The 24,520-nt window shown below is 62.2% G+C and carries 22 protein-coding genes; 13 read left to right on the top strand and 9 right to left on the bottom strand.

All coding sequences use genetic code 11. The features are described from left to right. Positions 1–2 precede the first annotated feature (2 nt). A complete protein-coding gene (locus tag J3P85_RS11900; RefSeq protein ID WP_434705932.1) occupies positions 3–611 on the bottom strand; it encodes a LysE family translocator in 609 nt (202 codons plus the stop codon). A gap of 106 nt (positions 612–717) precedes the next feature. On the opposite strand from J3P85_RS11900, the gene gcvA reads away from it, so the two are divergent. Beyond that, positions 718–1,623 carry a transcriptional regulator GcvA gene (gene gcvA / locus J3P85_RS11895; RefSeq protein ID WP_434705931.1) on the top strand — a complete coding sequence of 302 codons (906 nt, stop codon included), beginning with the start codon at positions 718–720 and terminating at the stop codon, positions 1,621–1,623. A gap of 449 nt (positions 1,624–2,072) precedes the next feature. Continuing rightward, positions 2,073–2,354, top strand: a complete 282-nt coding sequence (locus tag J3P85_RS11890; RefSeq protein WP_434705929.1) for a fructose-bisphosphate aldolase — start codon at positions 2,073–2,075, stop codon at positions 2,352–2,354. 295 nt (positions 2,355–2,649) lie between these two features. On the opposite strand, the gene uxuA is transcribed toward J3P85_RS11890, so the two are convergent. From uxuA to J3P85_RS11860, 6 genes are all read right to left on the bottom strand, one after another. After that, on the bottom strand, positions 2,650–3,825 hold the full coding sequence (gene uxuA, locus J3P85_RS11885) for a mannonate dehydratase (RefSeq protein ID WP_434705928.1): 1,176 nt from the start codon (positions 3,823–3,825) through the stop codon (positions 2,650–2,652). A 17-nt stretch (positions 3,826–3,842) separates the two neighbouring features. Continuing rightward, on the bottom strand, positions 3,843–5,300 hold the full coding sequence (locus J3P85_RS11880) for a mannitol dehydrogenase family protein (RefSeq protein ID WP_434705927.1): 1,458 nt from the start codon (positions 5,298–5,300) through the stop codon (positions 3,843–3,845). A gap of 17 nt (positions 5,301–5,317) precedes the next feature. Then, positions 5,318–6,610: an MFS transporter gene (locus J3P85_RS11875; protein ID WP_434705926.1), complete on the bottom strand. Its 1,293-nt coding sequence runs from the start codon at positions 6,608–6,610 to the stop codon at positions 5,318–5,320. Positions 6,611–6,688: 78 nt separating this feature from the next. After that, positions 6,689–7,720, bottom strand: a complete 1,032-nt coding sequence (locus tag J3P85_RS11870) for a Zn-dependent oxidoreductase (protein WP_434705925.1) — start codon at positions 7,718–7,720, stop codon at positions 6,689–6,691. A gap of 56 nt (positions 7,721–7,776) precedes the next feature. Further along, complete coding sequence (gene manD, locus J3P85_RS11865) at positions 7,777–8,988, bottom strand: D-mannonate dehydratase ManD (RefSeq protein ID WP_434705924.1); 1,212 nt, start codon at positions 8,986–8,988, stop codon at positions 7,777–7,779. Between the two features lie 4 nt (positions 8,989–8,992). After that, on the bottom strand, positions 8,993–9,994 hold the full coding sequence (locus J3P85_RS11860) for a sugar kinase (RefSeq protein ID WP_434706359.1): 1,002 nt from the start codon (positions 9,992–9,994) through the stop codon (positions 8,993–8,995). 154 nt (positions 9,995–10,148) lie between these two features. Between J3P85_RS11860 and kdgR the strand changes: the two genes are divergently transcribed. Next, positions 10,149–10,931, top strand: a complete 783-nt coding sequence (gene kdgR / locus J3P85_RS11855) for a DNA-binding transcriptional regulator KdgR (protein WP_434705923.1) — start codon at positions 10,149–10,151, stop codon at positions 10,929–10,931. An 868-nt stretch (positions 10,932–11,799) separates the two neighbouring features. Here kdgR and J3P85_RS11850 read toward each other — a convergent pair. Further along, positions 11,800–13,347, bottom strand: a complete 1,548-nt coding sequence (locus J3P85_RS11850) for a carbohydrate porin (RefSeq protein ID WP_434705922.1) — start codon at positions 13,345–13,347, stop codon at positions 11,800–11,802. A gap of 170 nt (positions 13,348–13,517) precedes the next feature. On the opposite strand from J3P85_RS11850, the gene J3P85_RS11845 reads away from it, so the two are divergent. The 6 genes from J3P85_RS11845 (at position 13,518) to J3P85_RS11820 (ending at position 20,362) form a co-directional block, all read left to right on the top strand. Beyond that, positions 13,518–14,792, top strand: coding sequence for an ABC transporter substrate-binding protein (locus J3P85_RS11845; RefSeq protein ID WP_434705921.1), 1,275 nt, complete (start codon positions 13,518–13,520; stop codon positions 14,790–14,792). Positions 14,793–14,813: 21 nt separating this feature from the next. Beyond that, on the top strand, positions 14,814–15,776 hold the full coding sequence (locus J3P85_RS11840; protein ID WP_434705920.1) for a carbohydrate ABC transporter permease: 963 nt from the start codon (positions 14,814–14,816) through the stop codon (positions 15,774–15,776). Beyond that, the gene (locus J3P85_RS11835) at positions 15,773–16,615 is read left to right on the top strand and encodes a carbohydrate ABC transporter permease (RefSeq protein ID WP_434705919.1); all 843 of its coding nucleotides are present in this window, start codon (positions 15,773–15,775) and stop codon (positions 16,613–16,615) included. Before J3P85_RS11840 ends, J3P85_RS11835 begins: the two co-directional genes overlap by 4 nt. 31 nt (positions 16,616–16,646) lie before the next feature. Then, entirely contained in the window at positions 16,647–17,795 is a 1,149-nt protein-coding gene (locus J3P85_RS11830; RefSeq protein WP_434705918.1) for an ABC transporter ATP-binding protein, read from the top strand. Next, the gene (locus tag J3P85_RS11825) at positions 17,792–19,294 is read left to right on the top strand and encodes a glycoside hydrolase family 32 protein (RefSeq protein ID WP_434705917.1); all 1,503 of its coding nucleotides are present in this window, start codon (positions 17,792–17,794) and stop codon (positions 19,292–19,294) included. Before J3P85_RS11830 ends, J3P85_RS11825 begins: the two co-directional genes overlap by 4 nt. Positions 19,295–19,369: 75 nt before the next feature. Beyond that, positions 19,370–20,362, top strand: coding sequence for a LacI family DNA-binding transcriptional regulator (locus tag J3P85_RS11820; protein ID WP_434705916.1), 993 nt, complete (start codon positions 19,370–19,372; stop codon positions 20,360–20,362). A gap of 178 nt (positions 20,363–20,540) precedes the next feature. Here the strand turns inward: J3P85_RS11820 and J3P85_RS11815 are convergent, their stop codons facing one another. Next, positions 20,541–21,146 (bottom strand): TetR/AcrR family transcriptional regulator, encoded by a 606-nt coding sequence (locus tag J3P85_RS11815; protein ID WP_434705915.1) that lies wholly within the window; start codon positions 21,144–21,146, stop codon positions 20,541–20,543. A gap of 166 nt (positions 21,147–21,312) precedes the next feature. On the opposite strand from J3P85_RS11815, the gene J3P85_RS11810 reads away from it, so the two are divergent. The 4 genes from J3P85_RS11810 to J3P85_RS11795 all read left to right on the top strand — a co-directional run bounded on the left by J3P85_RS11810 (position 21,313) and on the right by J3P85_RS11795 (position 24,512). Further along, positions 21,313–22,407, top strand: a complete 1,095-nt coding sequence (locus J3P85_RS11810; RefSeq protein ID WP_434705914.1) for an alkene reductase — start codon at positions 21,313–21,315, stop codon at positions 22,405–22,407. Between the two features lie 68 nt (positions 22,408–22,475). Beyond that, a complete protein-coding gene (locus tag J3P85_RS11805; protein WP_434705913.1) occupies positions 22,476–23,264 on the top strand; it encodes an SDR family NAD(P)-dependent oxidoreductase in 789 nt (262 codons plus the stop codon). Positions 23,265–23,353: 89 nt separating this feature from the next. Beyond that, on the top strand, positions 23,354–24,370 hold the full coding sequence (locus J3P85_RS11800; RefSeq protein ID WP_434705912.1) for an NADP-dependent oxidoreductase: 1,017 nt from the start codon (positions 23,354–23,356) through the stop codon (positions 24,368–24,370). Beyond that, positions 24,363–24,512 (top strand): hypothetical protein, encoded by a 150-nt coding sequence (locus J3P85_RS11795; RefSeq protein WP_434705911.1) that lies wholly within the window; start codon positions 24,363–24,365, stop codon positions 24,510–24,512. The genes J3P85_RS11800 and J3P85_RS11795 overlap by 8 nt, the downstream gene beginning before the upstream one ends. The last annotated feature ends 8 nt before the right edge of the window (positions 24,513–24,520 follow it).

The following is a 24,520-nucleotide window of genomic DNA, read 5'->3' as shown; positions in this document are numbered from 1 at the left end:
CGTCATTTGCTGGCGGACGCCATCAACACACCAAAGCCCAGGAACGTGATGCCCGACAGCTTGCCGACAACCCTGGCGCCCTGGCTTGTGGAGAGCCAGCCTCTTGCGGCTTGGGCCGTCAGGGCATAACCGGAATGCACCAGTAGGACAAGCACACTGTAAGACGACACCAGCAAGAAGAACTGGCTGTAATAATCACCCGCCGGCTTGATGAACTGGGGAAAGACCGCCAGGAAGAAGAAACCCGCCTTGGGGTTGAGCAACTGGATCGACAACGCCTCGACGAATCGCCGCCATGGACGCAACGATGTGGCGTTGAGTTCGGGAATGAAGCGCTGGGTACGCCACATCTTGATGCCCAGGTACAACAAGTACAGGGCGCCGATGTATTTGAGCACTGTAAAGGCGGTCGCCGAGGCCGCCAGTATCAACCCCAGGCTACTGGCGCAAATACCCGCCACGATAAAAGCACCGAAGGCGATCCCGACAATGCCCGGCAGCGCACCGCGCCAGCCATGACGCAAGGCATTGGACAGCGTCAGCACCACGCCGGGGCCGGGGCTGAGCACCGTCAGGGTCGCCAGGATCAGAAAAACTCCGTAGTCGGCCATGCATCACTCCACATTGAAGGGGAATTGCTGTGGCCTTCAGGGTGGCGTGGCAGCGGGACGCTGACAAACGCTTTAATTGCGCCGCCTATGTGACTAAATTAGACACATGATCGCCAACCTCCCCCCGTTGAACGCCGTCCGCGCCTTCGCCGCTGCCGCTCGCCACCAGAGCTTCAGTCGCGCCGCCGAAGAGTTGCACGTCAGCCACAGCGCCGTCAGCCGTCACGTCAAGTTGCTCGAAGAGCGCCTGGGCGTTTTGTTGTTCGAACGTCGAACCCGGCAATCCTTGCTCACCCCGGCGGGTCGGGTTTTCTACGAGCAGGTCAGCGAGGCACTGACGCAAATCGCCAACGCCGCCACCGCACTGACGCGCAATGCGGCCCAACGCAAAGTGACCATCAACGTGCGCCCCTCTTTTGCAGTGCGCTGGCTCATCCCTCGGCTGCCGGACTTCATGGCGCGCCATCCGGACATCAAGCCCGAGGTCGTCACCAGCACCCGGTCCCCGGATCCCGCACGGGAATCGTTCGACGTGGTCATTCGCCGTGGACACGCCGGTTGGTCGGCCGAGGTGCAGCCCACCCTGTTACTGGAAGACGACCTGCTGCTGGTCGCCGCCCCGTCGTTGCTGCAAAACGTACCGTTGGAAAGCCTCCACGACCTGGCCCGGCACACCTTGTTATCGGGCAGGACACGCAGCAACGATTGGCAGGATTGGGTGGAGCACGTCGGGATTGATCCATTGAACAACCCGCCGACCCTGCAATTCGATCACATGCACCTGGTGCTGCAGGCGGCCGTCGATGGCCTGGGCGTGGCGTTGTGCCCGGCTTCGCTGCTGGGTCGGGATTTGCCCAACGGGCGCTTGGCCTGTCCACTGCCGGGGTTGCGCCTGCCGCTGGCTCGTTATTACTACGGCGTTTCCGGGAGTGCGGTGGCTGAGACGCAGGTTTTTGTTGATTGGTTGTTGAATCAGGTCCATCAGCCCATCACTTGCCCGCCCGATCATTGACTGAGCGAGCCCTATGACCGCTTTGAGCTGTGGGAGCAAGGCTTGCCCGCGATGAGGATAACGCGGTCTTCCGGGGGAACGAGGCGCCTGCATCGCGAGCAAGCTTTGCTCCCACAGAGATCCGCGCACTTCAGGGGTAGCGGCAAGAGACGGTCCGAAAATCTCGTAGGAAATTACTTCCCGTGGCGAGGGAGCTTGCTCCCGCTGGGGCGCGAAGCGGCCCCGAACCAGGTACCTCTTTTCGCCAGTTACACCGCAGGCACCGGTTTTGCGACTGCTGCGCAGTCGAGCGGGAGCAAGCTCCCTCGCCACAGGGGGAGCGGGCGTCCTACAGGTCGGTTGTGGGTGCCGGGATCGGCTTCTATAGTTGGGATCGCCACTGGCTTTGGTCAGTGGCTGGGTTTCGCAGCCCTTTTTAAAGATACGAGTAACTACGAGGTTGCTTAACCATGTCCCTGAACCAACAAGATCAACGCTTCACCCCTCTCACCCAAACAGCCACCACCCACCCCGTCCTGCTGATCGACACCCAAGCCCCACTCCCCGAACTCCATGCCTGTGCCAGCGAGCGCCTGCACGCCACGCTCGACTACCTGACCTCGGTGGCTTGCAGCAGCCTGCGTGATTCAGCGGCCAGCGACCTCAACACCATCACCAATGTCGCGCGGATCCTGGTGCAGGATGTCGCGGATGTGTTCGGCGTGATCGAGCGGCGCGGGCTCGAAGGCTGAGCCATTGTGGGAGCGGGCTTGCTCGCGAAAGCGGAGTGTCAGTCAACTTAACTGCTGAATGTTAAGCCGTCTTCGCGAGCAAGCCCGCTCCCACAGGGGACCGGCGTTAGCCCGAGCATTTCTCAGGAATTTTATCTCCTGTGGCGAGGGGATTTATCCCCGCTGGGTTGCGTAGCGACCCCGAACCGGCTGAATGCGATCGGCCTGATGCACCGAGCTGCCGGGTTTTAGGGCCGCTGCGCAGCCCAGCGGGGATAAATCCCCTCGCCACAGATGTCAACCAAACAGGGCGTACCTAGCCCAGTTGCCGACGCACGGCCAATTCAACCCCGCGGATTTCCGCCAGGCCTTTAAGGCGGCCGATCAGGGAGTAGCCGGGGTTGCTTTTGCGGTGTTGATCGTCGAGCAGTTGGTGCCCATGGTCCGGGCGCAACGGCAAGCGCGGGCCGCCTTCGCGTTCGCGTCGGCGCTCTTCGGCCACCAAGGCGCTGATGACCCCGACCATGTCGACGTCGCCGTCCAGGTGATGGGCTTCATGGAAGCTGCGTGGGTCGGTTTCCCGGCGGGTTGAACGCAGGTGGGTGAAGTAAATGCGCGGCGCAAAGTGCTTGGCCATCGCCACCAGGTCGTTGTCTTTACGCACACCGTAGGAGCCGGTGCAGAACGTCAGGCCATTGGCCGGGCTTGGCGCGGCGTCCAGCAGCCATTGGGCGTCTTCGGCGGTGGAGAGGATCCGGGGCAAGCCGAGCAGTGCCCGGGGCGGGTCGTCCGGATGGATCGCCATGCGCACGCCCACCTCCTCGGCAACCGGGATCACCGCGCGCAGGAAATACCCCAGGTGTTCGCGCAACGTGGTCTCGTCGATGTCGGCGTAGGTGCGCAGCAAGTCACGGAAGTTATCCAGGCTGTAGTGTTCCTCGGCGCCAGGCAAGCCCGCGATCAGGGTGTTGACCAGGGTTTCGCGCCGGGCTGGCGTCAGTTGTTCGAAGTAGGCCTTGGCCTGCTGGATATCCTCGGCGCTGTATTCAGCCTGCGCCCCCGGGCGTTGGAGGATGAACAGGTCGAAGGCGGCAAACGCGGTCTGGTCGAAACGCAAGGCCCAGCCGCCATCCGCCAGCTCAAAGGACAAGTCGGTACGGGTCCAGTCCAGCACCGGCATGAAGTTGTAGCAGACGATATCGATGCCACAGCTCGCCAGGTTGCGCACGCTTTGCTGGTAGTTGGCGATGTACTCGTCGCGTCGCCCGCAGCCGCGCTTGATGTCTTCGTGCACCGGAATGCTTTCCACCACCGACCAGCTCAAGCCGGCCGTTTCGATCATCTGCTTGCGCGCCGCGATGGCGTCCACCGGCCACACTTGGCCATTGGGGATTTCGTGCAGCGCGGTGACGATACCGGTCGCACCGGTCTGGCGAATGTCCGCCAGGGAGATCGGGTCCTTGGGGCCAAACCAACGCCATGTCTGTTCCATGTTTCTTCTCCTTTTTATCAGTTGGATGCGGCAAGGGTGTGCAACAGGCTATCCACGCCATCGCGCGTCAAGGCGTCGTAGGCGCGGTGCACGGCGTCGCGAAATGCCGGGCGAGCCGAGAGCGGCGGCGGGAAGACTTCCTGCAGATCAAGGACGGCATTCACCCGCGAGGCGCCCTCGAAGCGTCCCGCAAGGTCGGCAAAGGTTGCGCTCAGCGGGTCGTCAACCACATGGGCCGGACGACCGGGTAACGGCTGCGTGCAGTAGTGGATCCATGCCGCGATGCCCAAGGCGGTGCAGTCGATGCCGCGGCCCTGGTCCAGCAACTGCTGTGCGCCCAGTAGCCAGCGTTGCGGCAGTTTCTGCGAGCCGTCCATGGCGATCTGGCGCAAGCGATGTTGCAGGCTGTCGTTGGCAAAGCGCGCCAGAAGGTCGTTGGCATACACCGAAAGATCGATCCCGGCCGGCATGTCCAGGGTCGGCGTGGCTTCCTCGGCCATGTAGCGCCCGATGAGGCGCGCCAGCCGCCCATCGTTGACGGCCTCGAAGACCAATTCATGACCCGCCAATAAACCCACGTAGGCCAGCAGTGAATGGCTGCCATTGAGCATGCGCAACTTCATCGTTTCGAACGGACGCACGTCGTCCACCATCTGCACGCCCTCCACCTCCCAGTCCGGGCGGCCGAGGGGAAAGTGGTCCTCGATCACCCACTGGCTGAAGCGCTCGCAAACGACTGCCGCACGGTCGTGACAGTCGAGTTGCTGTTCCAGCCGACGGAAGGATTCGTCGTCCATGGCCGGCACGATGCGGTCGACCATGCAACTGGGAAAGGCCACCTGTTGCTCGATCCACCGCGCCAGCGCCTCATCCTGCAACGCCGCCAATGCGCTCACAGCCTGGCGGGTGCGCTGGCCGTTGTCGGGCATGTTGTCACAGCACAACACCGTGAAGGCCGGGACGCCTGCGGCACGACGGCGACGCAGGGCTTCCAGGACAATGCCGGGGGCCGAGCGCGGCGTGTGTGGATGGGCGATGTCATGGGCAATCGTCGGGTCTTCGCGGCGCAATTGCCCGGATGACGGGCTCAGGCAGTAGCCTTTTTCGGTGACGGTGAGCGTGACAATCCGCGTTTGCGGCGCGGCCATGCGCTGCAGCAACTGCTCCAGTTCCTGGCCGCCCTCGCCCACGAACAAGGCCTGGCGCAACACCCCGATCTCGCGCAGCGTCACCTGCTCGCGGTCGCGGTACTCGGCCACGTGATAGCGGCCGTCCTGTGTGCGCAACTGCTCGACCAAAGTGCGATTGGAGCGCAGGTTGGCGCTGCACACGCCCCAATCGCTTTCACCATGGCGATTGAGATGGCGTTGCAGGTAGACCGCCTGGTGCGCGCGATGAAACGCCCCCAGGCCCAAGTGCACGATACCGATCTGCGTTGCAGTGCCGGTGTTAGGTACACGGTTCACAACAGGCATCGACTCACTCCTTCTGTTCAGGAACGGCCCAGGGCCGAAGCGGGTTGCGGGCTTTGCGTCGCCGCGTGGCCGGTATCCGTCACCGACAACGGTTTAACGTAGCGCGCCACACACACGGCACCGATCACGGTCAACAGCCCCGCCAGCAGGAACGCACTGGTGAACGAACCGGTGAACTGCACCAGGAAGCCCGTCAGGGTCGGGCCGACAATGCCGGAGGTGTTCGCCAGGAAGTGCATGAAACCACTGACGCCACCCACTCGCGCCGCGGGGACGGTGTCCTGGATGATCGCCCAGTAGATGGCGCCGGTGAGGTACAGGAAGAACACGGCCAAGGCGACGAGAATTACCGCCGGATACAAGGTACTGACCATCCCGGCACAGGCGATGCAAACGGCGCAGGCCAGCAGGCAGGTCACCAGCACCACTTTGCGGGAGAACATCATTTTTCCGGTTTTCTTGAACACGAAGTCGGAGATGAAGCCGCCCAGGGCCAGGCCGAGGAAACCCAGCACCCAGGGAATGACCGTGGCGATGCTCATGTCCTTGACGTTCAGGCCGTGGGCCATAGTCAGGTAGCTGGGGAACCAGGTCAGGAAAAAGAACAAGGTGTAGTTATAGGAAAAGAACGCCAGGGAGGTGAACAGCACCGTCGGCTGCTTGAGGTAGAACCGCAATGGGAACACCGGTTGTGCCGCCAGCTCGCTCTGCCCTTCGGCCTGGAGAATAGCGTCGGCGCCCTCGCCTTCTGGCCGCTCCTTGACGAACTTGTACCACACGGCCGCCCAGATCAGGCCGACGAGCATGATGATAATGAACGACACCTTCCAGCCGTAGGTGACGGCGATGAAACCCACCACCGGGCCGGAAATCGCGCCACCCAGCGGCGTACCGGACATCGATGCGCCGATGGCTCGCGCCCGGCGCTTGGGGGTGTACCAGTTGTTCACCATCTTGCTGGTGGTGACGCTCAACGGTCCTTCGCCCATGCCGAACAAAATCCGGATAAGCACCAGTGAAGCGAAGCCCACCGTCAGCACGGTGAGACCACTGAACAGCGACCACAAGACCATGGCCAACAGCAACGTGGTCTTGGCGCCGTAACGGTCGGCGGCCCAGCCACCGATGAAGTTGAAGGCGGCATAGCCGACGAAGAAGCTGCTGAAGATCATGCCCATCTCACCCGTGCTCAGACCGTAGTCCTTCTGGATGAAAGGCGCCGCCACAGACAATGCCGATCGGTCGAGGTAATTGATGACCCCGGCCAGGAACAGCATGATGATGATTAAGCTACGTCCTTGACCAAACATGGTGGAACCTCCCGCTTGTTGTGTTTATTCGGTGAGGGTGCCCATGACAGGCACGGTGAAACCGGTGGTAGCGACGGCTCAGTGATGGGCGCTCGTCAGCTCCACCAGCACTTTTCGGGTTTGCTCGGGGTGCTGTTCGATCAGGTCGATGGCGCCGGGCATTTCGTCGAAGGTGACGCGATGGCTGATCAGGTCCTGGACCTGCAACTTGCCACTGGCGATCAGTTCGATCACCCGCGGGAATTTGCGATTGTTGAGCCGTGAGCCCACCAGGGTCAGTTCCTTCTTGATCATTTCCAACTGCACCAGATCACTGGGCGTGGCATTGAAGCCCAGCAACCCGATACGCCCGGCCGGCGAGGCCAGGCGCACCATCTGCGGCATCAGTGCCGGTATGCAGGCGGCATCGACAATCAACGGCACACCTTCGCCTTGAGTGTGCTCACGCATCAGTGCTTCGACATCGACTTGCTGGCCGTTGAGGGTCCGGCTGGCGCCCAGCGCTCGCGCCGTCTCCAGGCGACTGTCGATGACATCGGTGACCGTGATGTCGGTCAATCCCAACGCCTTGGCCATCTGCACCAGGGTCAGGCCGATCACTCCGGCGCCGTAGATCAACACGCTGTCGCCCGGTTGCGGCTGCATGCGATCGAGCACGTTCAGGGCAATGGAATAAGGTTCGACCAAGGCGCCGTGGCTGAGGGACATCGAATCAGGCAGGCGATGGGCGTTCTCGGCTGGTACGCAGACCTGTTCGCTGAAGCCACCGTCGCGGTGCACGCCGATCACTTGCAGCCGCGTGCAGACGTTGGGCCGGCCGATGCGGCAGGGATAACAGGTGCCGCAACTGATCACCGGATCGATGCACACCCGGTCGCCCACCCGCAGGTGTTCGACACCTTCACCGACTTGCCGGATCACCCCGGAGAACTCATGACCGGTGACCCGGGGGAAACGCACGAATGCGTTCTGCCCATGAATGATGTGCATGTCCGAGCCACAGATGCCGGCATACGCCACATCGACCTGGACCTCGCCTTGGGCGACCTCGGGTCGGTCGACCTGGGCCAGCCCGAACTCGAAGGGTGCTCTTACCTGGAACGCTTTCATCGGGTCACTCCTGGCGGGACGTTTTCGCCCCGTTTCCTCAAAGGGTTGGAACTGCTTTACCAATGCCAGAGCGTGCCGTCTTCGAGACGGTTGACCGGCAGGCTGGCGCGTTTGTAGGGGTATTGGCGGGCAAGGTCTTCATCGATGTCGACGCCATGTCCCGGCGTTTCGCCCGGGGTGAAGTGGCCGTCCTCGAAGCGATAGGCATGGGGGAACACTTCATCGATGCGTTCTTCGTGAGGCATGTGTTCCTGGATGCCGAAGTTCGGCACCCAGGTATCGAAATGCAGGGCCGCGCCCATGCACACCGGCGACAGGTCGGTGGCGCCGTGAAAGCCCGTGCGCACCTGGAACAGCGCGGCGAAATCGGCAATGCGCCGCACATGGGTAATGCCGCCGGCATGCACCAGGGTCGTGCGGATGTAGTCGATCAACTGTTCCTGGATCAACTCGCGGCAGTCATGGATGGAATTGAACACCTCGCCCACGGCCAACGGCGTGATGGTGTGCTGGCGAATCAGACGGAAGCTCTGCTGGTTCTCCGCTGGCGTGCAGTCTTCCAGCCAGAACAGGTTGTAGGGTTCCACGGCCTTGCCCAGGCGCCCGGCCTCGATGGGGGTCAGGCGGTGGTGCACGTCGTGGAGGATATGCAGGTCGTCACCAAAGCGTTCGCGCACGGCGGCGAACAGCTTGGGTACGTAGTTGAGGTATTTGGCGGTGTCCCACACGTGTTCGGCGGGCAGGTCGCTGTCGGCGGGCTCATAACGCTCGCCGCTGCGCTTGGCGACGCCATAGGTAGTGGCAATGCCGGGCACGCCACATTGCACACGCACGGCTTTATAGCCCAGCTCGACGTGACGGGCGACTTCGTCCAGGCACCCTTCGATGTCCTTGCCAGTGGCATGCCCATAGACCATCACCCGCTCGCGGCTCTTGCCGCCGAGCAATTGGTACAAGGGCATATTCGCGGCCTTGGCCTTGATGTCCCACAGCGCCACGTCGACGGCGGCGATAGCGGTCATGGTCACCGGCCCACGACGCCAGTAAGCGCCGCGATACAGGTATTGCCAAATGTCCTCGATGCGGTGGGCATCACGACCGATCAATGCGGGCAGGACGTGCTCTTCCAGGTAAGCGACCACCGCCAGTTCGCGGCCATTCAAGGTGGCATCGCCGATGCCGTGAATGCCCTCATCGGTGACGATCTTCAAAGTGACCAGGTTGCGGCCCGGACAGGTGACGATGACGCGCGCTTCAACGATTTTCATAAAGTCAGACCTGTGCAACAGAAGGAAGTGAGGACGCGCCCATGTTCGGCATCGCCGCGTGGGGAATCAGCGCACCCCGGTATTGGACGACCTGGGCCGCCAGGCGATGGCCCCAGCGGGCGGCCTGCTCCGGATCGCCGCCGCGCAGGCGGCAGGCCAGGTAGGCGGCGCTGAACGAATCACCGGCCGCGGTGGTGTCGACGACATGGGAAACGGTTTGCGCGGGCACGTCGAAACGCCCCGTCGGGCATTGGATCAAGCAGCTGGCGGCGCCACGCTTGAGGGCGACTTCGCGCACGCCCGCCTGCGCATAGGCACTGAACAAGGCCTCCGGGCCGTGATAGCCGAACAGGGCCGCGTCATCTTCCCAGGTGACCAGGGCGAGGTCGGTCAGGTGCAACAGGTCGCGGTAGGTCTGCCGGGCGGTTTCACGATCGGGCCAAAGGTGGGGACGGTAGTTGTTGTCGAAGACGATGCGCGTGCCCGCCCGGCGAGCCCGGTGCAAGGCCTCGATCAAGCGTTGGCGCCCAACTGGCGTGAGGATCGCCAGGCTGATGCCGCTCAGGTAGGCGTAGTCGTAGTCGGCCAGTGCCTCGAGCATGGCATCGGCCTCGGGGCCTTCGAACATGCGGCGCGCCGCTGCTTCCCCGCGCCAGTAGTGGAAACGCCGCTCGCCGTGTGGATCGGTCTGGATGAAATACAGCCCGGGCAGCGCGTCTTCGATCACGCGGACATGGGCGTCACCGATCCCTTCGGCCAGCCAGGAGCGGCCCATGGCGATGCTGAACGCATCGTTGCCCACCGCGGTCATGTAATCCACGGCCACAGCGCCACGGGGATTCAATCGGGCCAGGTAGACCGCGGTGTTGAGCGTATCGCCACCGAACGTCTGCGTGATCGCGGCGCCCGGCTCACCGCGCATCTCGATCATGCACTCGCCCACCAGCACCACCTTCAGCGGGCGAGTGAAGCGGGTCTCGGAGCCATGGTTATGCGTCAAATCCATCATTACGCGCCTTTTCTTTATTTTTAAAACGGCGTTTCATTTCTATCTCAAGGCCCGAGTCTAGTCAGATTTCCGCCCTCGTCAAGGAAAAATGAAACAGCGTTTTGTTCTGCTAGCGTATATCCTTGGGTTTTACTTTCACGTTGGAGCCTTCATGGACAACAGCGTCATTCCAAACAACGATCTGGTGTCGGCGGTGGGCCGGACCATGGCCGTGCTCGAGGCACTGGCCGAGCATCCGGAAGAGAGCGGCGTGTCGGAAATCGCCACCAAACTGGACATGTCCAAGGCCACGGTCTATCGCTTCCTGCAGTCGCTCAAGGCCCGTGGGTATGTGGTGCAGGACGCCGAGGACCGTTATCGCCTCAGCGTCCGGCTGTTTGAATTGGGTGCCCAGGCCCTGCCCCACCTGGACATCGTCCGGGAAGCGGAGCCGGGGATGCGCAGGATCAACGAGCTGACGGGCGAGACCGTGCACCTGGGGATTCTCGACGAAGGCAGCATCGTCTACGTGCACAAGATCGACTCCAAGTACAACCTGCGCATGTACTCGCGGATCGGCCGGCGGGCGCCGTTGTACTGCACCGGCATCGGCAAGGTGCTGATGGCCTGGCTCGAAGAAGACGAACTGCTCGCCCACCTGGCGCTGGAAAGCTTCGAGCGCCGCACCGCCAACACCCTGACCAGCGTCGAGGCGTATCTGCTGGAATTGGAGACCGTTCGCCAGCAAGGCTATGCCGAGGACCATGAAGAATTCGAAGACAACATGCGTTGCCTGGCCGCGCCAATCCGCGACCGTTTCGGCCATGTGATTGGCGGGATGAGCGTTTCATTCCCGTGCTTTCGCTTCCGGGAAGAGTTGAAGCAGGACTACGTCAAGCAACTGATGCACGCCACCCAACAGATTTCACGTCAGTTGGGTTGGCATGGGCACTGATCGCCGCCGACAAACCCGTGGCGAGGGAGCTTGCTCCCGCTGGGCTGCGAAGCAGTCGTGAACCGGCAGGTGCGGTGTGTCTGATGCCCCTCATGCGGCAGGTTTTGGGGCCGCTTCGCGACCCAGCGGGAGCAAGCTCCCTCGCCACAGGTCTGTCGCTGTTCTTAAGTGAACCGCATACCTGTGGGAACGGGCTTGCTCGCGAAGGCGTCGGCACATCCAACATCACTGCAAGCTGACCCTCCGCTTTCGCGAGCAGGCTCGCTCCCACAATGGATCTTCAGCAGGCACAAAATCATGTGTACCGCAAAACCCCCTGTGGGAGCGAGCTTGCTCGCGATGACGGCGGCCCATCCAATACCTGCCCAGGCTGACCCACCGCTATCGCGAGCAGGCTCGCTCCCACAATGGATCTTCAGCAGGCACAAAATTCATGTGTACCGCAAAACCTGTGGGAGTGAGCCTGCTCGCGAAGGCGTCAGCACATCCAACATCACTGCAAACTGACCCTCCGCTATCGCGAGCAAGCTCGCTCCCACAATGGATCTTCAGCAGGCTCAAAATTCATGTGTACCGCAAAACCTGTGGGAGCGAGCTTGCTCGCGATGACGGCGGCACATCCAACACCTGCCCAGGCTGACCCACCGCTATCGCGAGCAAGCTCGCTCCCACAATGGATCTTCAGCAGGCACAAAATTCATGTGTACCGCAAAACCTGTGGGAGCGAGCTTGCTCGCGATGACGGCGGCCCATCCAACACCTGTCCAGGCTGACCACCGCTTTCGCGAGCAAGCTCGCTCCCACAGGGGATATTGGGTGCTTATGAGCTTTGCATTCCGCTCGACCCACAGTTTTCAACGGGTTGGCCTCAGAACCAGGTTTCCATCTGAATGCCGTACTGCCAGGTGCCGCCGGCGTTGAAGTCGGTCTTGCCGAAGGCGTCCGTGGTGCTGTACCTGTCCAGATCCGACGACCAGTTCATGACGCTGGCGAACAGGCGCAGCTCAGGGCGGGTGAGCAGATCGCCCAGGTCGGGCTTGAAAGTCGGGGCAACGGTGAATTTCCAGAAGTTGCCGTCGACCGCATTACGTTGCAGGTAGCCCTTGGGGTCGAGCTGCATGGTTTGCCAACTCATTTCGTAGGCCATCTCGAAATTGCTGTTGATTTCATTGGCCAACCGCACGTTCAGGGTCATCCAGCGGTAGTCGTCGCCCTTGACGTAGCGGTCCTTGCTTTGCTCAGCCAGCAGGCTCGGGCCGATGCGCCAGTTGGGCGCCAGCGGCGTCTCGCCGTACAGCGCCAGACGCAGCGCGCGGGCGTCATCGATCAGTTCGCCGTCGGCGCCGACATTCTTGACCTCCGCCCCCAACCCCTGGCCATAGAGCAGCGCCGTCTTGAAGAAACCTTCGCGGCCGAAGAAGTTTTTCTGGTGATTGGCGACCATGCTGTGCAAGCCGGAATCGGCCGGCGTCAGCCCTGCTTCGTTGACGCGAGTGCCGACGTCGTTTTTCTTCGAGCCGATGGCGTTGAACATCCACTGCCACTGCCCGCCGTCGAAAAACTGATTGGAGGTCAGGATGTAGCTTTCCACATCGGCATTGACGCCGCCCTCGCTGAAATCGCCGTAGTTACGACCGATCAACGAGTAGTTCGAGCGCCAGTCCTTGGTCATCTGTATGTCATAGATGCCGCCGCCAGTGCCGGCCAGATAGACCACGTCCGAGTCCAGCCAGTGAATGTCGAAGTTGTCCCTGTCGAAGCGCTTGCCGGCCCACAAGGTGGAGTTTTCGAACATCGAATTGCCCTTGAATGCCGCCAGGCGATCGAGTTCGGTGAACACCTGGCGCACGTTCAGGTTGCTTTCCTCGGCGGTCCAGTCGTTGGAACTCTCCACGCCATCGGCGATGGACACCGTGAATTTGGAGCGGGTGCCGTTCTGCGCGTACAGCTCTTTCGACAGATCGATGCGCATGTAGGTGTCGTCCTCGTTACCGAGTCGCCCGACGGCGCCGCCGACAGAACCGGCCGGGGTGGTGTACGGACCGCCACGACCACCGCCCAACCCATCGTTGATCAGCAAGCCGGAACGGGCGTAGCCCTTGAAGCTGAAGCCGTCGGTGAGGTGTGCGCCACTGCCCGGCTTTTCCGTGCCTTGCTGACTGGCCTCGAGTTTTGCCAGGCGGGCATCGACTGTTGGCGTCGCAACGGCGGCGACAACCGGTGGCGTGGCGAGTTTGATCTGCTGCAATTCCCTGGCGAGTGCCTGGGTTTGCTGTTCGGCGGCGGCGGCACGTTTTTCCGCTGCGCTGGCACGGGCCTCGAACGCGGCCATGCGCTCCTCCAGCGTCGCGCCCTGAGAAGTGGTCGCCGAGACGCCGAGCACGCTTGCGAGTAGCCAGCTTGATGCTTTCTGCATATGGATTTTCCCTGTTTTGTTTTTATTGTTCTGTTGCCGCGAACAGCGTTTTTCGCCCAGGTCATGAATTGTCTAACCGAAGGAAAAAAAGGATGCCTCAGCGCAAATACACTGCTACATTTGGCGATGTTAACGTTAACTTTTCTAAAAACAAAAATAAAGAGGGCTTTATGAAACAGCTCAAATCGCTCCTTCCAGCGGCGTTGCTCGGCCTTTGCGTCGGGTTTCCAACCCTGTCGATGGCCGCCAACCTGACGATTTCCTGCGGGGCCGTGGGCGCGGAATTGCAACTGTGCAAGGAGGCTGTCGAGGCCTGGTCGAAGCAGACCGGCAACAGCGTCGAGGTGGTGTCCACGCCTAACTCGGCGACCGAGCGACTGTCGTTCTACCAACAGATACTCAGCGCGCAATCCAGCGATATCGACATCATCCAGATCGACATGGTGTGGCCGGGAATGCTGGCCAAACACTTGATGGACCTGCGCGAAGTACTGCCGGCCAACGCGACCCAAGGTTATTTCCAGGCCCAGGTGGACAACGCCACGGTGAACGGGCGCCTGGTCACCATGCCGTGGTTCACCGATTCGGGGCTGCTGTATTACCGCAAGGACTTGCTCGAGAAATACAACAAGCCCGTGCCCCAGACTTGGGAAGAAATGACCACGACCGCCAGGGCTGTCCAGCAAGCCGAGCGCGATGCCGGGAATGCCAGCGCCTGGGGCTATGTGTTCCAGGGACGCGCCTATGAAGGCCTGACCTGTAATGCGCTGGAATGGATCAGCAGCCAACCGCAAGGCGGCCTGGTCAACGCCCAAGGCGACATCGTGGTCAACAGCCCAGCCTCAAGAGCGGCGTTGACCTTGGCCAAAAGCTGGGTCGGCGACATCGCCCCCCGTGGCGTGCTCAATTACACCGAGGAAGAAGGACGCGGTGTGTTCCAGTCGGGCAATGCAGTGTTCATGCGTAACTGGCCGTATGTCTGGGCCCTGGTGCAAAGCCAGGACAGCGCCGTGAAGGACAAGGTCGGCGTCGCGCCCCTGCCCCGCGGCGGCGCGACGGGCACCCACGCGTCCACGCTCGGCGGCTGGGGCCTGGCGGTGTCGCGCTACAGCGCCAATCCCAAGCTCGCCGCCGAACTGGTGAGCTACCTGAGCAGCGCCCAACAGCAGAAACACCGCGCCCTGGTAGGCGCCTATAACCCAGTGATCGAGTCGCTCTACCAGGATCCCGAGTTGCTCGCGGCCATGCCTTATTACAGCCAACTGCACAGCATTCTCAACGATGGGGTCATGCGCCCCGCCTCGATCACCGCCGACCGCTATCCACGGGTCTCCAATGCGTTCTTCGATCAAGTGCATGGCGTGCTGGCGGGCGAGCGGCCGGTGGATCAGGCCCTGGCCGAGCTGGAAAGTGAACTCACGCGAATCAAACGCCGGAACTGGTAAGCCACAAGGAAGGAAATCACCATGTCTGCCTCCACCACACTCGCCCCTGACGACGAGTACCTGCTCACCCGGGAAACGCCGGTACAACGCCGTCGCGTTCGCGCCGCCTGGCTGTTCCTGACCCCGATGCTGTTGTGCCTGGCCCTGGTGGCGGCCTGGCCACTGTTGCGCACGTTCTGGTTCAGCCTGACCGACGCCAGCCTGGCCGACACCGGCGACGCGACCTTTGTCGGCTTGAGCAACTACCTGTTTTATAGCGGTTCCGCCTGGTCAGGCCTGCTCGTCGATCCACAGTGGTGGAATGCGGTGCGCAACACCTTGCATTTCACCGTGGTGTCGGTGGGATTGGAAATGGTCCTGGGGTTGCTGGTGGCGCTGCTGCTCAACGTCCAGTTCAACGGACGCGCCCTGGTGCGGGCGTTGATCCTGATCCCTTGGGCGATCCCGACCATCGTCTCGGCGAAAATCTGGTCATGGATGCTCAACGACCAGTTCGGCATCATCAATCACCTGATGCTCGGCCTCGGCCTGATCGACGCGCCCCTGGCCTGGACCGCCGACGCGGACCTGTCGATGTGGGCGGTGATCATCGTCGACGTCTGGAAGACCGTGCCGTTCGTTACCCTGCTGATGTTGGCGGCCTTGCAAATGCTGCCCAGCGATTGCTACGAAGCCGCCCGGGTCGATGGCATTCACCCGGTGAGAGTGTTCTGGCGGGTCACCCTGCCGCTGTTGATGCCAGCGTTATTGGTGGCAGCGATCTTCCGCATCCTCGATTCCCTGCGGGTCTTCGACGTTATCTATGTGTTGACCTCGAACTCGTCGAGCACCATGAGCATGTCGGTGTATGCCCGCCAGCACCTGGTGGAATTCCAGGACGTCGGTTACGGCAGCGCCGCCTCGACCTTGCTGTTCCTGGTCGTCGCGGTGATCGCCATGGCTTATCTGTACCTCGGGCGCCGTCAGCTGGAGGTGCGCTCATGAGCCCGCGCCTGCTGAAAAAAGCCCTGTTGCGCCTCGGATTCTGGTGCCTGATCGGAATCTTGCTGGTGTATGCGGTCTTCCCGTTCTACTACGCCATCGTCACGTCGCTGAAGCCGTCCAGTGCCCTGTTCCAGGTGAGCTACTGGATCGACAATCCCGACTTTTCCAACTATGCCGCCGTGCTCAACCAGGCCTCGTTCCTGCGGGCCATCGGCAACTCGCTGGTGGTGGCGCTGTGCGTGGTCATCCTGGCGCTGTTCCTCAGCCTGACCGCCGCTTATGCCTTGGGTCGGGTGAAGTTTCGCGGGCGCGGTCCAGTGTTGATGATGGTCTTGGGCGTTTCGATGTTTCCCCAAGTCGCGGTGCTGTCGGGACTGTTCGAGGTGATCCGTTTCCTGGGCCTGTACAACACCTCTTGGGCGTTGATCCTGAGCTACACGATTTTCACCCTGCCCTTCACCGTCTGGGTGCTGACCACCTTCATGGGGCAACTGCCCCATGAGCTGGAAGAGGCCGCGATCATGGACGGTGCCTCACCCTGGATCACCCTGACCCGGGTGCTGTTGCCGCTGCTCTGGCCGGCATTGGTCACCACTGGCCTGTTGGCCTTCATCGCCGCGTGGAACGAGTTCCTGTTTGCCCTGACCTTCACCCTGACCGACTCGCAACGCACCGTCCCGGTGGCCATCGCCCTGATTTCCGGCGGCAGCCCCCATGAGTTGCCCTGGGGCCTGTTGATGGCAGCGTCGGTGCTGGTCACGGTGCCCTTGGTGATTCTGGTGCTGATCTTCCAGCGCCGCATCGTTTCCGGCCTCACTGCCGGTGCGTTAAAGGGTTGAGGCCCAACACAGATAAGAAAGGAACCGCATCGTGATCAAGTTGAAGCTGGACAACGTGAACAAACAATTGGGCGGCGCGCGCATTCTTCGTGACGTCAGCCTGGAAATCTCGGCCGGTGAGTTCGTGGTCTTCGTCGGCCCTTCGGGCTGCGGAAAGTCGACCCTGCTGCGCCTGATCGCCGGGCTGGATTCGATCTGTGGCGGCGACCTGCTGATCGACGGTCGCCGGGTCAACGACCTGGAGCCGCGCGAGCGTGGCGTCGGCATGGTGTTCCAGTCCTATGCGCTGTACCCGCACATGAGCGTCTACGACAACATCAGCTTTGGCCTCAAGTTGGCCAAGACGGAAAAGACGGAAAAGACCAGCCTGCGCGAGCGGGTGTTGAAAACCGCGCAAATCCTGCAGTTGGACAAACTGCTGCAACGCAAGCCAAGGGAACTGTCAGGCGGCCAGCGCCAGCGCGTGGCCATGGGCCGGGCCATGGCGCGGGAGCCGGACATCCTGTTGTTCGACGAGCCACTCTCCAACCTCGACGCCTCCCTGCGCGTGCAAATGCGCAACGAAATCGCCCGGCTGCATGGGCGACTGGGTTCGACGATGATCTACGTGACCCACGACCAGGTCGAAGCGATGACCCTGGCCGACAAGATTGTCGTGCTCAATGGCGGTCGCATCGAACAGGTCGGCTCGCCACGGGAACTCTACGAGCGTCCGGCCAGCCGTTTTGTCGCCGGCTTCCTCGGGTCGCCCCGGATGAATTTCATTGCCGCCTTCCTGCATACGCCGGGCGAAACCAGCCAGGTGGAAAGCCTGGTGCTGGGCATGACGTCCCTGCCCGTCGACAGCTCGGGCCTGGCGGCGAATACGCAACTGAGCCTGGGGATTCGCCCGGAACATCTCTCCCTCAAGGCGGCACAGGGAACGACCGGCCTCGTGGTGAGCGCTGTCGAATACCTGGGGAGTGAAACCTATGTGCACCTCGACACCGGCCAGGACGAACCCATGGTCTGTCGTTGCGAGGTCAACGCCGGATGGCGAGTGGGTGACCGGGTCGAGCTGCAACTGGATATCGACAACCTGCATGTATTCGACGCCCACGGCACGGCGTTGAAGCGCTGCGCCATTGACAGCCTGCCTGCTGGCATCGCTCCACGCCCGGCATCTGCGGGCGCCCTATGACCTTGTCCTTGAAGAACATGAACAACCCCATGCCAGCCTCTCTCGAAAGGGCCCAGCAGGCCCTGATCGATAACCTGCCTCACCTGGTCCATGACTATCGACCCGACTATCACCTGGCCCCGCCAACGGGTTGGATGAACGACCCTAACGGGGTGGTGTTCTTTCGTGGCGAGTACCACGTGTTCTACCAACACCACCCCTTCGACGCTAAATGGGGCCCGATGTACTGGGGCCATGCCAAGAGTGCCGACCTGGTCCATTGGCAGCACCTGCCCATTGTCCTGGCACCCGGCGACGACTTCGACCGCGACGGCTGTTTTTCCGGTAGCGCGGTGGTGTGTGGCGACACCCTGGCGCTGATCTACACCGGGCACACCTGGTTGGGAGACGTCGGTGACGAACGCTTCATCCGCCAGGTCCAGTGCCTGGCCACCAGTGTCGACGGCGTCCGGTTCGTCAAGCATGGCGCCGTCATCGAGCACGCACCGCAAGCGGCAATCATGCATTTTCGCGACCCCAAGGTCTGGCAGGAAGACGGCTATTGGTACCTGATTGCCGGCGCACGCCTGGGCGACACGCCGCTGCTGCCGCTGTACCGCTCCACCGATCTGCACACCTGGGAATTTCTCGACTACGTGTCCAGCGGCAATGAGGGCGATGGCTACATGTGGGAATGCCCGGATCTGTTTCGCCTGGACGGACGGGATGTGCTGCTGTATTCCCCGCAAGGCATGAAGCCCGAAGGTTATGAACGGCTCAACAAGTACCAGACCGGTTATCGCATTGGCCAGCTCGACAGCGACTGGCACTTCAGCGGCGGGCCGTTCATCGAGCTGGATAACGGTCACGACTTCTACGCCGCGCAAACGCTGGTGGCCGCCGATGGTCGGCGCCTGCTGTGGGCCTGGCTGGACATGTGGGAAAGCCCGATGCCGAGCCAGGCCCATCACTGGTGCGGCATGCTCGGTTTGCCCCGCGAGCTGGAATTGCAGGGCGATCGCCTTGGCGTGTTTCCGGCGCGAGAGCTGACGGCGCTGCGCCAGGCGCCGTTGCCGAGCGTCGCGCCATGGGCCGAGTCCGGCAGCCGCTGGGTGCCGCAGGTGACAGGCGACCGGCTGGAAATCCATGTGCACCTGGATCTGCTCGATTGCAGCGAAGGCCAACTGGGCATCGCCTTGCGCTGCAGTGCCGATGAGCGGGAACAGACGCTGCTTTACTACGACGCGACCCTGCAACGCTTGGTGCTCGATCGCAGCCGCTCGGGGGGGCAAGTGAGCGGTCAGCGCAGCGTGGCGATAGCGCCGACACACACACAACTGCACCTGCGGGTGTTTCTCGATCGCTCGTCCATCGAGGTGTTCGAGGACAATGGCCGTTTCAGCCTCAGCAGTCGCCTCTATCCCCGGCCCGACAGCCTCGGGGTGAAATTGTTGGCCAACGGTACTGGCGGGCGCGTCGCCATTGCCAACGCCTGGCCGCTGGGCTCGGGTTGGCTATGAGTCACGTCATCCGAGTCGCGAGAAGCGCGGGCGCTGTGGCATGATTCGGCGTCAACCTGACTGGCCGCACTTCGCATGACTTCCGTGAAAGACGTTGCACAGCTGGCCGGCGTATCCCTGATGACGGTTTCGCGAGCGCTCAACACGCCGGAAAAACTGAGCCCCGAAACCCTCGAACGGGTCCGTCGCGCCATCGATGAACTGCAATTCGTACCGAGCCTGTCGGCGCGCCGGATGCGCGGCGACAACCTGCAAGCACGCACCATCGGGGTGTTCGCACTGGACACCGCGACCACGCCGTTCGCCGTCGAATTGCTGCTGTCCATCGAGCAGACCGCGCAGCAGGCGGGCTGGAATGTGTTCATCCTCAACCTGCTGAGCAACCCGCCCACCGACCAGAACATCGACCTGATGTTGTCGCACCGTCCCGATGGCTTGATCTTCAGCGCCATGGGCTTGCGCCAGGTGAGCATTCCCGAGCGACTCAAGCGCAAACCGCTGGTGCTCGCCAATTGCCTGGCCGATGACCACCAGTTGGTCAGCTATGTGCCGGATGATGAAGCCGGGCAGTATCGCGCCGTGCATCATGCGTTGAGCCAAGGTTATCGGCGCCCGCTGTGCATCAATCTGCCTAGGAAAAGTGTGGCCTGGCGCCTGCGCCAGCAAGGTCTGCAACGCGCCTGCCAGGCCTTCGGGCTGGCGCCGGATGCGGTCCTGCAATACGACCTTTCCGATCACGATGCCTACGGTGAAACCGCCGCCATTCTCGACCGGCATATCGTCGACGGCCGTCCGCAATTCGACATCCTGGTCTGCGGCAACGACCGCATCGCCTTTTGTGCCTATCAATGGCTGTTGGGCCGCGGGTTGAAGATTCCTGGCGATGTCGCGGTGCTCGGCTATGACAACATGATCGGCATCGCCGAACTGTTCATGCCGCCATTGACCACGGTGCAACTGCCTTACTACGAGATCGGTCGCCAGGCGGCCCGGCACCTGATCGAGACCCTTGAGGTATCGGGCCCTCAACCGGTGGATTGCCCGCTGGTGGTCAGGGCATCGCTATAAGGCCGCCGGCAACCTGTGGCCAGAGATGCACCTTTTTGCTTAAGTGAACAGCATCATGATCACTCCAATCCCTGTTGGAGCTGAGCTTGCTCGCGATAGCGGTGGGTCAGGCTGCATTGAAGTTGTATGTGTCGCCGTCATCGCGAGCAAGCTCGGCTCCCACATTGATCTCGGGTGCTTATGATTCGGTGTCCACGGCAGGCTGCTGCGCGGGTGCTGGCGACAACGACGCGATGATCCGGGCGCGGCACACCTCGAGGATTTCATCCGCCAGGGCGGAATCGTCCGGGCAGGACCGCGACAACATGATCGCGCCGACGGCATGGGCCAACATGTCGAGCATCTTCGCCCTGACCTCTTGCTGCGACGCCTCTTGCCCGGTGTCGTACTGGCTTTCGAGCGCCGCCAGCGTGTTTTCGATGCCGTTGGCAAAGGTCGCCTTCAGCTCGGGCGGTTGACGGGCAGCATCCCCGCACAGCGCCGCCATGGTGCAACCGCCGCCGGGGGCGTCACGGTGCTCCCTGGACACATAGACATTGACGAACTCAGGCACGCCGATACCCCCATTGTTGGTCAGCGATTGCGCCAGGCCGTTCGCGGCCGCTTCGGCCATCAGGTCGGCCTTGGAGCCGAAATGTTTGTAGAAACCGCCATGGGTGAACCCGGCGGCCGCCATCAGATCCGCCACACCCACGCCGTCAAAGCCTCGCTCACGAAACAGGACAGAAGCCGTCTCGACGATGTGCTCCCGATTGGCCTGGGCCTGGGCCTTGGTTACGCGCATTTTTCACTCCCTCGTGCTGCTCAAAATCATGCTCACATCATACATAGATGTCGAGCATAATCAAATTCGTTGACAGTTTAGATTTCGGTCATCATCCTAATGAAAAGCCCGCTCACGTCGGCAGGCTGTGCGCAACGTTTATCCAAACATACGGAAACAAGACACCATGACCGACCAGAACCTGTTCACGCCCTACACGCTGGGTAACCTCACACTGTCCAACCGAGCGGTCCTGGCACCGCTGACACGTAACCGCGCGGGGCAAGGTTTTGTACCGAGCGAGTTCGCGGCCACTTACTACAGCCAGCGAGCGTCCGCCGGCCTGCTGATCTCCGAGGCGTCACAAATTTCCCGGCAGGGCCAGGGTTATCAGGACACGCCCGGGATCTACACGCCGGCGCAGATCGACGGCTGGCGCAAAGTCACCGAGGCCGTGCATGCCCAAGGTGGGCGGATTTTCCTGCAACTGTGGCATGTCGGTCGGGTTTCCCACGTCGACCTGCAAGAAAACGGCGCCGCCCCAGTCGCCCCCTCCGCTTTGCGTCCGGCGACCAAGGTGTTCGTCAACAACCGTTTCGAGGACGTTTCCGAACCGCGAGCGCTGGACATCGACGAGTTGCCGGGGATCGTCAACGATTTTCGCCAGGCGGCGGCGAACGCCATCGCGGCGGGATTTGATGGCGTAGAGATCCACGGCGCGAACGGTTATCTGCTCGACCAGTTCCTCAAGGACGGCGCCAATGTGCGCACCGATGCCTACGGCGGCTCGATTGAAAATCGCGCTCGCCTGCTGCTGGAAGTGACCGCAGCCGTCGAGGAAGAAATCGGGGCCGAACGCACCGGCCTGCGCATCTCGCCCGTCTCGCCGGCCAATGGCGTGTCCAGCAGCGCGCCCCAGGCCCAGTTCGACTACCTGGTCGATCAGCTCAACGCCTTGGACATCGTTTACCTGCACGTGGTCGAAGGCGCGACAGGCGGGCCCCGCGACGTTGCGCCCTTCGACTTCGGCTCATTGCGCCAGCGCTTCAGGAACACCTACATCGCCAACAACGGCTACGACCTGGACCTGGCCACCGCGCGGCTCGTCGAAGACCAGGCTGACCTGATCGCTTTCGGCCGGCCGTTCATCGGCAACCCGGACCTGGTCGAGCGGCTCAAGACCGGCTCGCCATTGTCGGCCTTCAATCCCGCCACGCTCTACGGCGGCGGTGCGGCGGGCTACATCGACTACCCGACGCTCGCTGAATCCAGCGCGCGGTAATCCTGACCAGAACCCATCGGCGCACCTGGAAAACAGCGCGCTAACTTTCCCTGAAAAGAGAATTACCCATGGACACTCGCACAACCGTTCTCATCACTGGCGCCTCCACCGGCATCGGCGCTGTCTATGCCCAGCGCTTTGCCCAACGCGGGCACAATCTGGTCCTGGTGGCCCGCGACAGCACGCGCCTGGAAGCGCTGGCCACCAAGCTGCGCAGCGAGCACAACGTTGCCGTCGACATTCTCCAGGCCGACCTCACCCAGATCAGCGACCTGACCACCGTCGAAGCTCGCCTACGGGACGACGCCAGCATCGGCATCCTGGTCAACAACGCCGGCGCCGCCCAGTCCGGCAGCTTCATCGAGCAATCGACCGACAGCGTCGCGCACCTCGTGTCGCTCAACACCACCGCGCTGGTCCGGCTGGCCAGCGCCATCGCCCCACGCCTGGTCCAGGCGGGTGACGGGGCGATCATCAACATCGGCTCTGTCGTGGGCCTGGCACCGGAGTTCGGCATGTCCGTCTACGGCGCGACCAAGGCGTTCGTGTTGTTTCTCTCCCAGGGCCTCAGCCTGGAACTCTCCCCGAAAGGCGTCTACGTTCAAGCCGTCCTGCCAGCGGCCACCCGCACCGAGATCTGGGAGCGCGCGGGCATCGACATCAACACCTTGAACGAAATCATGGAAGTCGCTGAGCTGGTCGATGCCGCGCTGGTCGGCTTCGATCGTCGCGAGCCGGTCACCATCCCGCCCTTGCAGGAAGAGGCGCGCTGGGATGCCTTGCAGGCGGCGCGCCAAGGCCTGCTCGGGCAAATCAAGCAGTCCCAGGTTGCCGAGCGCTATCAAGACTTGGCGTGATCGACGTCTAGCGGGCGTCGGCGCGAAGGAACGCGCCGGATGGCTCGATGCCTGCCCAGCCTGCTGCCCCCTTATGAGAACCAAGCACCATGAAGGCATTTCTAATCGACCGCTACGGCAAGCACAGTGGCCGTATCGGCGAGGTACCGGCCCCTGAAGTGGCTGACCACGACGTTCTGGTCCGCGTCCACGCCGCCAGCGTCAACCTCCTGGATTCGAAGATCCGCAAAGGCGAATTCAAACTGATCCTGCCCTACTCGTTTCCGTTGGCCTTGGGGCATGACGTAGCCGGGGTCGTGGTGCAGGTGGGATCCCGTGTCCAACAGTTCAAGCCGGGCGATGAAGTCTATGCCCGCGCCCCGGATGGGCACATCGGCACCTTTGCCGAGCAAATTGCAGTGAACGAAAATGCCCTGGCCCTGAAACCGGCAAACCTCAACATGGAAGACGCCGCCGCCCTGCCCTTGGTCGCCCTGACGGCCTGGCAGGTATTGGTGGAAACCGCGGGATTGAAGAAAGGACAAAAGGTCTTTATCCAGGCCGGTTCAGGGGGCGTCGGCACCCTCGCCATCCAGCTTGCCAAACACCTCGGTGCCTTCGTTGCGACCTCCACCAGCACCACCAATGTGCCTTGGGTCAAAGCGCTGGGGGCCGACGTTGTCATCGATTACAAGCAGCAGGATTTTTCCAGCGTCCTGCAGGACTATGACGTCGTGTTGAACAGCCTGGGCGCCGATGAACTGGAGAAGTCGCTGAAGATCCTCAAGCCCGGCGGCCAGCTCATTTCCATCTCCGGACCACCCTCCCCGCAGTTCGCCCAGGCCCAGGGATTTTCCTGGCCGCTGCGGCTGATCATGGGCCTGTTGAGCAGTGGCATCCGCCGCAAGGCCCGCCGAAAAGGTGTGAGCTACGCCTTCGTGTTCATGCGCGCCAGCGGCGCTCAGCTGCGCGAGATCACCACGCTCGTCGAGTCCGGCAGCATCAAGCCTGTGGTTGACCGATCCTTCCCCTTCGACGCGACGGCCGATGCCCTGGCTTACGTCGAGCAAGGACGCTCCAAGGGCAAGGTCGTCATCAACGTCCACTCAGGAATGGCCGATGAGTGAAGCCGTTTCTTCCCCCGAGAGCGACCAGGATCCAACAGCAGAAGTGCCCCCTTCGGACCCGGCACCTTTGGAGGAAAACAAGGCCGAGCAAGGCACCGTTGCACCAGTGATTGTCTGGCGCACATTGCTGCTTGAGCAATGAGAAGAGTC

Source organism: Pseudomonas sp. Z1-12, from assembly GCF_051132015.1.
Lineage (GTDB): Bacteria > Pseudomonadota > Gammaproteobacteria > Pseudomonadales > Pseudomonadaceae > Aquipseudomonas > Aquipseudomonas zanjanensis.
The sequence above is the reverse complement of the archived record's forward strand: the minus strand, read 5'-3'. Positions and strand labels throughout refer to the sequence as shown.